6 protein-coding genes are annotated in these 12,482 nt (G+C 40.8%); all 6 read right to left on the bottom strand.

Going from position 1 to position 12,482, the window contains the following annotated elements; translation table 11 throughout:
* Window positions 1–62: 62 nt before the first annotated feature.
* Window positions 63–1,559 carry a restriction endonuclease subunit S gene (locus OCU78_RS16335; protein ID WP_137375339.1) on the bottom strand — a complete coding sequence of 499 codons (1,497 nt, stop codon included), beginning with the start codon at window positions 1,557–1,559 and terminating at the stop codon, window positions 63–65.
* Window positions 1,559–3,160 carry an N-6 DNA methylase gene (locus tag OCU78_RS16330; protein ID WP_137375340.1) on the bottom strand — a complete coding sequence of 534 codons (1,602 nt, stop codon included), beginning with the start codon at window positions 3,158–3,160 and terminating at the stop codon, window positions 1,559–1,561. The genes OCU78_RS16335 and OCU78_RS16330 overlap by 1 nt, the downstream gene beginning before the upstream one ends.
* 370 nt (window positions 3,161–3,530) lie before the next feature.
* Entirely contained in the window at window positions 3,531–5,318 is a 1,788-nt protein-coding gene (locus OCU78_RS16325) for a hypothetical protein (RefSeq protein WP_137375341.1), read from the bottom strand.
* A 2-nt stretch (window positions 5,319–5,320) separates the two neighbouring features.
* Window positions 5,321–7,684, bottom strand: coding sequence for an AAA family ATPase (locus tag OCU78_RS16320; RefSeq protein WP_137375342.1), 2,364 nt, complete (start codon window positions 7,682–7,684; stop codon window positions 5,321–5,323).
* A 3-nt stretch (window positions 7,685–7,687) separates the two neighbouring features.
* Window positions 7,688–9,046, bottom strand: coding sequence for a hypothetical protein (locus tag OCU78_RS16315; RefSeq protein ID WP_137375343.1), 1,359 nt, complete (start codon window positions 9,044–9,046; stop codon window positions 7,688–7,690).
* A gap of 82 nt (window positions 9,047–9,128) precedes the next feature.
* Window positions 9,129–12,476, bottom strand: a complete 3,348-nt coding sequence (locus OCU78_RS16310; protein WP_137375344.1) for a DEAD/DEAH box helicase — start codon at window positions 12,474–12,476, stop codon at window positions 9,129–9,131.
* Window positions 12,477–12,482 lie beyond the last annotated feature (6 nt).

Genomic DNA, 12,482 nt, shown 5'->3' with positions numbered 1-12,482 from the left:
ATGACAGGCACTAAAAAGGGGCTCTCGCCCCTTTATTAACACAACAAAGCAAAGCTTAGAACTTAAGCGCTTTTTACGGCTCTTTTCTTGGCCGTCTCAGCTTTCTTCGCTGCCTTAGCTAACGCCTCTGCCTCTTTACGAGCCTCGGCGATGCGCTCTAGCAGTTTGTCAGCTGGTTCATCGTTTGGATCTTGCGCCACCAGCTCACCACGGAAGGCTTTTGCCAAGATGCTTTGGGTTAGGTTATCTACCCTCGCCTGCGCTTTTTTCACTTGCGTTTCTATGGTGTCAGCGAAAGCGAAATATTGGTCGACTAGGCGGACGATTTCTTTTTGTTCTTCTAACGGTGCTAACGGAGTTGGAAGAGCTCTTATCACCTTCAGATAAAGAGCTGATTGTGCGTTCCCCACTTTCCCGCCACTCATAAACCTTTGCATCATTGGGGACATAAGTAAAAACTTCATGTATTTAACATCGAGAGCATCGCACAAGCGAATATATGCAAGATTTCTATCTGTACTAAAGTTAGTATCTTCTCCGACAATAGCAACCCGACCTACAGTACCAATACACGTTAGCAGTATATCGTTGGTCTTAGCCTCATATCGTAGCTTTGTTTGCGCGTAACCTGACTCAGATACATACGCACATCCCTCAAAACTTATCTCACCATTATTAACATTCTTAACAGTTAGATGCCTGACACCTTCACTTGTTTTCTTTGGCGGATTATGGTCACCATCAGAAATCACAATAGAAAGCTCTTCAAGGGAGCTCCATTCCCAAGATTCGGGAATTGTTCCTAGTTCTGGTGACTTAACAAAAATTACTGGCTTGTACTTTTCTTTCCACTTGTCTGATTTCGGTAGTTTTCCTTTAGACTTGAATTTCTCAAGTTGTTCTTGCTTCCAGAAGTCAAACCTACTTACAGAAAGGTTAGCTTTAAGGCGCTGCGCACTCTCGCCATCAAAGTTGCTCCCACGCCACTCTTCCGTCAACTTACCCGACACCGCAGAAGCGAGTACCGATTGGCGGAAGCGTTTTAGCAAATCTGGGATGCCATCTAGGCGGGCTTTGATGGTGTCGACTTGTGCCAATACCTCATCGAGTTTTTCAACGATGCGTTTTTGTTCGGCTAGTGGGGCTAGTGGATATGGAATACCCTCTAGGTTCTTTTTAGTAAGCTTGGGTTGAGCAGAGCCCGTCACCCACGACTCTAAAGAAAGAGAATTGAAATATTTTTCCAGATACAAGTTTGGACTATCAGCAAGACATCTCAAAGTATGTGCATGATTGTTTACCCAGTATTTTCCGTTAGCGATAAATGCTAAAGGTTTAGACTTAGACAAAAGATTTGCCCCATCTTCACCAATAAGAACGTATTCGCCTTCATGGGTATAGCTATTTAAGTGGTCTATTACCCCAGTTGCACCATAGTAGGGAAAGTCACCTTGGCAGTTAGCACGCTCTTTCAATGAGATAGGTTTACGCAAACCATTTTCAATTAAACAAGCTTCACCAATTGCGCTTTCTACCCAACCCTTCGGCAATTCACTCATTACTCAGCCTCCGGCTTTTCTACCAAGCCAAAGGCTTCTGCCACAAGTTGCTTTTGCCCTTCAGCTACATCGTCAGCACCTAATGCTTGCATCAATTGGTAAATTTCAGACATGGCTTCTGTTAACTCTGCCATCGCTTCCCCTGCAAGCACTTCTGGCTCTGGTAGATTTTCTGCGCTGGTGGCTTCTAAGTCTTTAAGCCAAGAGATATCTAGGCTGTCACCTTTCTGGTCGCGAATGTAGTCACGGCTGAATTTGCGGAAACGCGCGTTGTCGATGGTGTTTTCTACGCTATCTTGTCCCTCGGCGAAGATGTTGCCCAACGTCTCGTAAACGCCCTCTTCACGAGATGATTGACCGTTTTTGTCTGCGCCATAAGCATTGATGAAGGCTTCAAAGTGCTTTTCAGTCAGTGGGCGACGCTTACCAAAGGTGTTCATGTTGGTACGCATATCGAACACCCATGTCTCTTTAGTACAGCCTTTGTCTTGGTTCTTGTTCTCTGGCGTGCCTTTTTGGAAGAACAGCACGTTAGTCTTTACCCCTGCGGCGTAGAAGATACCCGTAGGCAAACGCAAGATGGTGTGCAAGTTACATTTGTCCATTAAGTCACGACGAATGTCTGTACCCTTGCCGCCTTCGAATAACACATTATCTGGAATTACCACTGCTGCACGGCCGCCTGGTTCTAGGGCATCATAGATATGCTGCATAAAACAGAGCTGTTTGTTACCCGTTGGGTGAACAAAGGTACGAGTGATATTTGTACTTGATGCGCTGCCAAACGGAGGGTTCGTTAGAATCACATTTGCTTGTGGAAGCGTTTCACCCGCACTGCCCAATGTGTTGCCAAGGCGGATTGCGCCCTCTTCTGCATCACCTTCGATGTCATGCAGTAGGCAGTTCATCAGTGCTAAACGGCGCGTTTCTGGTACTAGCTCCAAACCGACAAAGGCATTGGTCATTTGGAACTCTTGATCGTCATCGTCTAAATCATCTAAATCGTTGGTTTGTGATTTGATGTACTTATCCGCCTCGATTAAGAAACCTGCTGTACCCGCTGCCGGATCTTGAATCACTTCACGCGGCTGAGGCTGCATCACTTTAATGATGGTGCTAATAAGTGAACGTGGCGTAAAGTACTGACCCGCGCCCGATTTCGTCTCGTTCGCGTTCTTTTGCAGTAGACCTTCGTACATATCACCAAAGTCATCACGGCTCTTACCTTGCCCTTCACCATCAACAGAATCGTCAAACCACTCTAGTTTGTCCATGTTATCCACCAGCTCGGTCAGTTGAGCAGGTTGAGTAATGGTGGTGTTTACGTTTTGGAAAATCGCACGAACAATCGGTTGATTAGACTCGCCTAGTTCAACTAATAGTTTGCGATAAAAACGATGCTGATCTTGTCCCAATTTTTGCTTGAGATCCGCCCAACGATAACCTTGTGGAAGTAACTTTACATCCTGCTCTGTCTCTTCGCACATTTTAAGAAACAGTAGCGATGCCAATTCGTTTACGTAGTTTTGGTAAGACACACCGCCATCACGTAGGTTGTCACACAGTTTCCACAGTTTGGCGACCAGATCATTATTGTTCATGCTTGTTCTCTTGTTTGTTCTGACTCGTGCCAGATAGATAATTCGTTTAAGACAAGTGCTACTCTGAGATTCCAGATAGTTCGTTCCTCACTTCTGGAATGACGATGCTGCGTGCCCTTGTTAATCCGCACGCTCTTATTGAGCGTGCATTTTGACGTTTGGTTCGATTGTACTGAGTTACGCGGGCTCGTCCCACATAAACTCGTTGAATTGAGTGAGTATGCTGTCTAATTCATCATTAAAGACGTTCATAAGCTTACTAGGTGGTCAAACAGGCTTAAGTTCACCATTCTACCAACGATGTTTGATATTCAAGTAACCCAACGAACACCATCAATAGCAAATTTGGCAACTATCTAAGCAATCATCCCTAGTCATGCTCCAAATCAATACTGAACGCGAACCGCCCATTAGATGAATCACCATCGTTTAAATTAAACAATGATCTCTTGACGTCTAAGGTCCAGGTTGCTTTACATGCTTTATTTCTACAACTTGCGGTAAAGTAATCCTTTGACGTTTGTTGAATACTACTCTCGTGAGCTTGCTGGCTACATACCGGGCACTGCTTCAAGTACTTGGATATATTACTTTTAGTAACAATCGCGTTGTACAGTTCGCTGTTTGCATGCACTCTAGCAACTTTCAGTTCTTCATCTGAAAGCATCAGATCAAACTTTTCTTCGTAGAGCGCTTCTATGGCTGTCGGGAGCCTAACGTCAAACTCCGTCAAATATTCTCGAATGATCACTTTTAAGATTTGCTGTTGAAGTTTTCCCGCAAGAGTTTCTTTACCATGAAGTTCAATCGGAGAAATGACAATAATGTTGTCATTTTCGCTGACTGTATTATCTTCCGGGCAGATTAAAAAATCTCTTGTAGCCAACTCGCTCTGAGTGATTCCTTCTACCAACGGCTCAGACAGCGCGACTATTCGAGCTACGACACTTTCTTTTCTAACTAATGACCACTCGCCTGTCTTTGAATGTTCGAGCATTAATTCAAAAGTATTGTCATGGCTTAACTTGTAGCCTTCTGGGTCTTTGGTTAGAGACCACCCTAAGTTAACAAATACTTGTCTTAATATTTGCCCAACATATGATTGGTATTGAATAAAGTTGCGTTGCTTTTGCTCAAGAATCTGCTGAGAGGTCAACTTACCGGTGTTGAAACTTTTAAGCCATACTCGCCAAAGCTTAGCGGCTCTTCGATAGTTTTTATCGTGTACCAATATATTAGTTTGCTTCAATTCCAGAGGTACCTTAGTTACACGTGGAATCGACTGATATAATTTATCCGAGCGCAACTGTGACAGTTTACGAATGCTAGATTTTACCTTTTCTAAAGTTGATTCGGTTTGCTCCTGCAACTCTTCCATTGTTTCATCGCTATCTTCGTATGCTCTTCCCCAGTCCTGCGTTAACTGAGTGATATAGCGGTGATCTTTATTACTGCTATCTAGCGCTCCAAACCGGCCGATGAAAGTTACGATCTCCTCAAGGCGTAGCTGATACATGGTCAGATAATTGAATAAGTTATCAATCAATCTTGCGTATACGATATTTTCATAAATCGCGACTTCATCTTCACTCACCTTCGCCATCAGCTTTTTAGGAACAATGCCGACGATTGTTCTTTGCTGCCAGCATTCCGAATGGGCAACTAAATGTGCTTGATAGTTATTTGCGTATCGTTTGACCCTGCTAGTCGGTAGCAATTCAGTGTCATAGCGCATACTCATTCTCGGTGAACTATTTATTTGAAATAGAACACCGTTATTGAAAACTTCTTCAATTCCTCTATCAAGTTCATTTGGGGTTATGTTTTTACTGATCTCGGGAGGTAAGAAATGGCTAAATGTCTCTAGGTCGATATCATCGAACTTATCATTTATCTGATGAATGGCATCATAAATTACTCTGAGTTGTTGCTCGCTTTTTACAATATCATCATTCGTAAACAGTTCGTCTGACGGTTGAGCGAAAGCTACCTCGCTATGGAACATTATCTCTAGGTTCTTTGGAACAATAGGTTCCAATATAAGAGATTGCTCAAAGCTGCCTTCAAACTCTTGTCCAATCAGGGCATAACGCCCTGATTGTATGCTAGTGACTTCCCTTGGTTGGACCATTTTAGAAGTTACTCTGTCTATTAACATTGTTAATAAACCCCTTCTTCTTTACGCGTAATTTCACTTTGAATGATATCGATAGCTTTCGTTCCAGTGCCGTTCACTGATTTGAGCATTTTACTCAGAGCGTTCTTTAGGTCTTTCAGCTTATCGATAGAAATATCATAACGACCAAGTACTTTGCCTTTACGTAACACGCGGGTTATTAGAAGGTGCTCTAACGCATCAGCTTCATGACCACCACAGTCTTTATAGACAGAAATGAATCTAAGCGCTTGCGCTTCTAGACGGTTACCCCACCCAATATCAAATTGGCGTTCTAGAATTTCTGTAAATTCAGAAGTAGCGAGTTTTTTCAGCATATCTAAAACTAGTTTTTTATGATTCTGTTGTGCTTTTGTGAAAAGATCATCAACTGACTCAAAGTCTATTACCGTATTTTTGATAGCTTTTGCACGCCAACCTTCCGGCTTTACTTGCTTCTCCAAATCTAATGTGAAGGCCCTATCATGGGTTTTATCTGCAAACTCAAATGTTGTTTCATCATGGTTCGCTGTTCCCATGAACCAGGTATTCGTTTTTAGTAATAGCTTTCTGTCCTCGACAAAGTGCTTTGGCGGGTTTGCAACAGACGAGTCCATCAGAACGACTTTTCGTTTTTGTTCATTTTGCTCCATTGCAGAGAGAAACTCAGCGAAATATTGCTCTGGGCGAGACAAGTTCATTTCATCAAGCAAGATAATATTAAAGCGTTTTTCAAAAGATGGAGTGTGCGCTTTATACAAGCCCTGTAAGCACTCTTTTTCATAGTAACGTTTTTCAAATGCGTTGTAGTGACCAATTAGATCGTCTCTATCACGCCAACCAGCTTGAACAGGTACTGTCGTCACTTCTCCACCAACAGCTGCTGCGAAAGCATTGACCAAACTTGTCTTACCCGTACCAGAGATACCTTGGAACACATGCAGCGGGCTAAGCGCTAAACCTGCCATGAACTTTCTTAGCAAATCTAAATCGTAATAAAGCTCCACATCCGTAGATATTGCGATTCTGTGTTGCAACTCTTCAGTAAATTCTTTCAATGAATTAACTGGTTGTGCAGGAACCGGTTCACGATATTTTCGGTCCATTAGTGTTAACTCTTTGAATGCCTCTTGTGATTGTTGCTTTTCAAGCAAATCATCCAGTTGTGACTTCACTGTTTCAATACTATGAGTTAATGCTGCATTGCTAAGTTCAAGAAGATCCTTTTGCTTCTGTAACTCCAACTTTTCTCTCATGCTAAGCTTATATTTACCTTCACGTAGCTTAACCTCATCATGTTCTTGTTTTAGGTCTCTTAGCTCTTCTTCTAAGTCGTCTGCACGATCTTTGTAGTAATCTAATTCTTCTTCCAAATCGTCTTCGCTGCGACCTTTTAACTTATTACGAGCATCTCGTAGCTGTTTTTCAAGCTCATCAATCCGTATTAAGACAGCTGCTGGAGAACCAAGCTCTTTAATTTGAGCCTCTCTTTCCAACTCTTTATAACCAAGCAGACGCTCAGTTAAGCTCTTGATTTCTTGCTGGTCTCGATTACGGTAATCTTCTAAAAGCTTTAGTTGATTTTCTAATGATACTTTTTCAGTTTGAATTTCTCTTCGACACTCTTCTAGCGCTTGTTTTTTCATAACAGCATGAGCGCCAAGCTTTTTCTTAAGTTGTTCGTTTAGCGATTTATTTTCATCAATTTTCTTATCGAGTTCGATTTGACGATTTTCTAACTCGACGTGCTCCGCAAGTAGTTTTTTCTTTAGCTCTTCAAATCGTGTATTTTCCTGCTCTTTCGCGCGTTCATTACTTTGAGCTTGCTGCTCAAGCATTTTTAGTTCGTTTATTCTTCGTTGCTCATCAAGCTGAGTTATTTTCTGCTCAACTTGCTGATACTCTTTCTTCAAATATTCCAGCGATTTTTGACGCTCTAAAGCAAAACCAGCATTAGCATTTGCTTCTTTTTCTAATAATGATTGCTCTTTGCCAGAAAGTTCACTTAGTTTTACTAAAAGCTCTTTCTCTTTTACAGCAACAGCTTCCTCTTTTGCTGCTACTGACTGTAGCTTACACTTTACTTCTTCACCGTCTTTCGCAGCTTGTACCACATTAAATTCAATTTCAGATAGGTTATATTCTTGCTCTTGCCTAGTTCTTTCATTTGTTTCAATTAACTCTTCAAGTTGAGCCGTCAAATCAGCGAGAGTCTGTTTCTCTTCTTCATTAAGCTTACTAACGAGTTTTTCATCCGAGGAAACGCCAACTTTTTTAAGAAGACCACCCAAAATTCCATTTGACGTTGGTGGTTGTGGTTTTTCAATCGGTTTTGGTGCTGAGTTTTTGTTTTTGCCTTTTCTAGCCATTGCTTAATCCACTAAAATATTTTCTAAAAATTTGTCTACGACGTTTATGTAGTGCAACGCTTGTTCGTTGGTAAATCTTGTGCTGTTGCCGTGTGAAGCCTCATTGCGTTCAGCAGCCAGTTTATAAATATCTTCAAATAATAAACTGTCTTTACCAATAAATTTAATAGGGTGTTGGGGATAATCTAGAGTAGATATAAATACTGCAGCTAACAAACTGCGAACACTTGAAAACCCTCCATCTACAGCATTATTTATCCCATCCCATGGACAACGTAAAACTATTGAAATTTGATCTTGTGTAAATAGCCTCGTAAGCTTTACTAAAGAATGTAATTCATTTCGTCTATTATAGGTTTTCCCTCTAGCTGGTAACCTATGCTTACTTCTAAAAGGAAATTTAATAAGAATCCCTTTACATAAAATTTCAATAATGGAGCCACAACTATTAATTAAAGATCTATTTAAACTATAATCAGCCGATTTCCCACGGTTCAACCTTTCTTTTTCGTTCATTAACTCAAACAATGGTTCTACTAGACCTTCAAAACGCTCAGCGTTTGGATATTTAGTTAACACTTCAACTCTGGCTGTTTCCTTCATGAGTTCAATTGCCTCTGAGTAAGATAGTTCCTCTTCCTCAGTTTGAAACCTCGAACTAGAAAATTGTTCTAGCTTGCTATTAACCGCTATAGCTTGTTCAAACAAGTCGTTCATCCAGGGCGCTTTATGGGAAAGAGCAAATGGATCAACAAAATCGAATTTATAACCTGAAGAAGTATCTGCCCATAACAGCAAATACGACTGTTTGACCTCTTTGTTTGACAGAATCATTTTCTCAGCCTTAATGGGCGTATGGTAGCGCTCATCACTGATGTTATTAGCAATCCATCGAGCTTCTTTATCTTTGCTTAAAAGACCATTTATCTCGTGTTCACTCGGCCTATTTACTTCATGAGTTGCTTTGTTAACACGATACCCTCTAACCCTCTTATCAGTTGCTCTATCTAATTTAAAGATTAACTTGTCAGAATCTTTCTCTGGTTTAACTTCGCTAGACTCGTAAGCAATTCTAGGAAACCACTCTCCAGTCAATGCACACTGAAATACCAGAGCCGTTGTCATTTCAGGTTCTGTCTCCGAATCTAGAACTTTTCGACCTTCTTCTGTAATTTTAAAGTTCTTATCTAACCAACCATTTGGCTGCATAGTGGCGGTTAAAATGTATAAAACCATTTCCTTTTCTAGTGAAAGCCACTCAGCAATTTGACTCGGTAATAACTCACGATTTCCGGTTACTCGAATCAGCTCTAGGATAGTTTTCTCGAAAAGATTTAACTCTCGCCCTTTGTGAGAAGACAAATATACTTCCCAACTGTATACAGGCCAGGCGAACAGTTGCACGTCACGACTTTTGGGGGAATCTGTAGTTTTAATATATGTATTAGAGAACAATGCCCTTCTCCTTTTTACAAAGCTCATTAAAGAACTTAGGAAAACCTACTAATGCCTTTTCATTTTCAGATATCCGAATCGACTCAGGCATAAGTTTATTGAGATTGTTTGACGCTAAGCTTTTATCACCAACAACAATGAGCAGGCGTTTCTGTCTAGACATTGCGACATTAATACGATTAGGTATGCGCAAAAAACCCAGCTGCGCATTGACAACCTCTTGCGTAATTTCTTCTGGTTCTTTCCAGCTTCTAACGGTTGACAGCAACACGACATCAAATTCTTTACCTTGGAATGCATCTACAGAACCAACACGAAAACGTTCTTCTGGTTTCCCACCTGAATTGGGGGTCGTCACTCTAAATTCAGATACAACATTTGAACCTGTACTCGAATACTCCATGACTTTTCTGTCTACCATTTTCTCAATGATATGGTCTCTTTGAGCCGCATAAAAGGTGATAATACCTACGCTTAGATCTGGCCTTGCTGTAAGTATTTTGTAAGCTTCGTCAGCAATAATTTCAGCTTCACAGTCTCGATACTTAGAGCCATTTTTTGTCGCCATTTTTCCTTTTGACGGTTCAACGTCGATCCATGCTGCAAGTTTTCCTTCATAACCCGGTACATCTAGTGGAAAGTGTGACTCATTCAAGCCAGCCTTGACCGGAGGCAAGCCAAATAGCTCGTAAAACTCCTCACTAACAAATGAACCTAGTTCAGGGTGCATACGGAACTGGGTATCAAGCATTACTACGCGCTGGTTTTCTGTAGATCTCTCTTTTTCATATTTCGAAAGAGAGTGATACAAACGTTCGAACAAACTTTGTTGTAATAGTTCGTGATCGACAATTTCTAGTTCATTATTATTTTCTAATTCTTTTTCAACTCTAGGCTCTAACATGTGCGGAAGCTGTCTGTGGTCCCCGACTAGCACCACACGCTTTCTAGCCATCGCCATTGGTATCATAAGATCCAGTGGGTTAGCTCTCGCAGCCTCGTCAACAATTACTGAGTCAAAGTGTATGTTTTTGCTATGCTCGACAGACTTAAGACCAACCATAGCTTCACCAGCAGCTTGCTGACATGTTGCTCCAAGCACTGCACTATATTCTTTAAGTGAATCCTGAACTTGCTTCTTCTCAAACACCAATGAATCAAGATACTTCTTGCGATAATATAACTGCCCAAGCCTTAGGGAATTCACCAGGCTCGCTTCAAGCTGTTCTATAAGCTCACTTAAACTCTTTGATTGTTCTGGTTTCAACCAACGTTGATTCGGCAGTACAAATTTATCCGGTAAAGCATCGAGCAGTTGACGTTGAGTAGCTTTTAAAAGTTCAAAGTCCACATCAACACCGATGTTAGTCATAGCTTCGAGCTTCTCAAGGTCGTAATCACCACCTTTTAGGTCCTTCAGTAATGAAATCAATTTGATTAGTCTCAAAGCACCATCATCATCGTATGACGTGGAATCCGTTCTCAACGCTCTGGTTGCAGTGACTAACGCCTGCCTTTGAGTTGTTGTGAGAGAATACGAGGAAGACAAGCTAAATTGCTCTATGAGCTGATCCACGTTTCTTTCAATCTTGGCTGATACTTTAATACCGTAGTCAAGCGTTAGCCTCTTTAATTTAAGATACAATTCGTTCAAGTTTTGGTAATTGAATTGAGCACTATTTGAGTTCTTTATTTGAAAAACTAACGACGATATCGCATCCACTAGTTTAAATTCATCGCTATTTCTAATTTCGCTTTCAAGATTTGGTTTTAGCTCATGAATAACTTTACTTGTCCAAGTGTCGATACTGTTTGATTCTTGCTGATTTGCTTCATCTTGCTTACCTCCCACTTTAATTGCAGGAAGCCCAAATACGCCCGACCTAGCTACTACGTTATCGACAGCATCGTGTTGGTAACTAGTGAGTAAAACTTGGTGTTTTAACGATAAATTATATTTATTACCCTGTTCAGCAATCCTATGTTGAATAGCAGAGATAACCTGGGTTTTACCAGTACCTGGAGGTCCAATGATTAAGGCGACATCTGGTGTATTTAATGCGACTTTTACCGCTCTTTCTTGTTTCTTCGTTAGCGATTTACCATCAAGTTTTTTCTTCAAGGTCGGCGTTATTGCACGTAACTTTTTAACTTTCTGCTCAGGTGGATTTACACCTTCTAAGATATATTTGAGTTGCGGCATAGGATTTGTTGCATCTTTCAACAAATCAAAAGCAACTTTTTTACGCTCGTGTTGTTTTTTCATACCGTTCAAAGATATGAAGATAAAGCCTTTTGATTTTGGCCTCTGATTCAAGTTCGCGACTAAAAAGTCTCGTTCAATTTGAACTCTGCGTAAAAAAACAGGTCTTGACCCACCTTTTTCAAAACTCTCGTTAGATGTTAACCAACTGGGTAAATCTTGAGCGATCTGTAACTCTACATCCGAAATTGAGAATGTTTCACCAAACTGCTCCAATTCATTTTTGTACTTTTCAAAAAACGATTTGAGAGCCTTATCGCCGACTTTGAATTTGAATCTTATTTCTGTATCAGACGCGCTATAGACAGCTTCGTAATCAAGGTAGCCAACCGCTTTAGCTAATCTAGAATGCTGTTCCCAATGCAGTTCCGAGTATCTCTGCCATAGTTTAAAATAACTTGCATTGTCTTGAAGATGCTGTTCAAGTTGGTGCTTGTAGTTAGAAGTATTTAATTGATCTTCAATTCCGTAAGACTCTAATACGTGATGTCCATAATATGCGTAAAGCTTATCCGTTCCACCGCCAAATTGATGGATCGAAGAAAGGTGCCAATTTTTTCTAACCTTATCAACTAACACCTTGTAATCTTGACCAATCAGGAAAAAAGAGTGCTTTGAATTATCAGGGAATTCAATAAAGATCCCACCTTTGTCATCTTTTGCAAAGACAAACTCTTCATCGAACCATTTGCGTGCACTGTCAAAATCTACAACGCTTGGAACTTGCTTTTGAATTGCTTCGATAACGATAGGTTCGATTTTAAATTCGATATTCTCATCGTAACTATCAACGAGATCAACATAGCGAATCGCTAGCGCACGAGAATTTTTATAACAAGAAACAGCACATACTTTTCTCGCTGTGCTGCCTGAGACAGCCATCACAATAGCACTGTTCTTAAACTTAACTTCAGCAAATAAATCCGTCTTTCCCTGTTTGACATAGTAAGAATCTATCTCAAAAAACAATTCTACTTCTTCACCTATTTCCCAGTTCAAAGTTGCGTCATTCTGATCTTCGAAAATAAGCTCGATCACATCGCCGGTAAGGCATTTAGAGTCTAATAGGTTCATAATTTA

It is taken from the genome of Vibrio gallaecicus, assembly GCF_024347495.1.
Classification (GTDB): Bacteria; Pseudomonadota; Gammaproteobacteria; order Enterobacterales; family Vibrionaceae; genus Vibrio; species Vibrio gallaecicus.
Note: the sequence above shows the minus strand (reverse complement) of the source record. Positions and strands in the feature narration are given on the sequence as shown.

What these genes read in the sequence shown, in the direction of transcription:
- OCU78_RS16330 (WP_137375340.1), bottom strand. Translation starts at nt 3,160, where the DNA reads ATGAACAATAATGATCTGGTCGCCAAACTGTGGAAACTGTGTGACAAC.
- OCU78_RS16325 (WP_137375341.1), bottom strand. Translation starts at nt 5,318, where the DNA reads ATGTTAATAGACAGAGTAACTTCTAAAATGGTCCAACCAAGGGAAGTC.
- OCU78_RS16310 (WP_137375344.1), bottom strand. Translation starts at nt 12,476, where the DNA reads ATGAACCTATTAGACTCTAAATGCCTTACCGGCGATGTGATCGAGCTT.
- OCU78_RS16335 (WP_137375339.1), bottom strand. Translation starts at nt 1,559, where the DNA reads ATGAGTGAATTGCCGAAGGGTTGGGTAGAAAGCGCAATTGGTGAAGCT.
- OCU78_RS16320 (WP_137375342.1), bottom strand. Translation starts at nt 7,684, where the DNA reads ATGGCTAGAAAAGGCAAAAACAAAAACTCAGCACCAAAACCGATTGAA.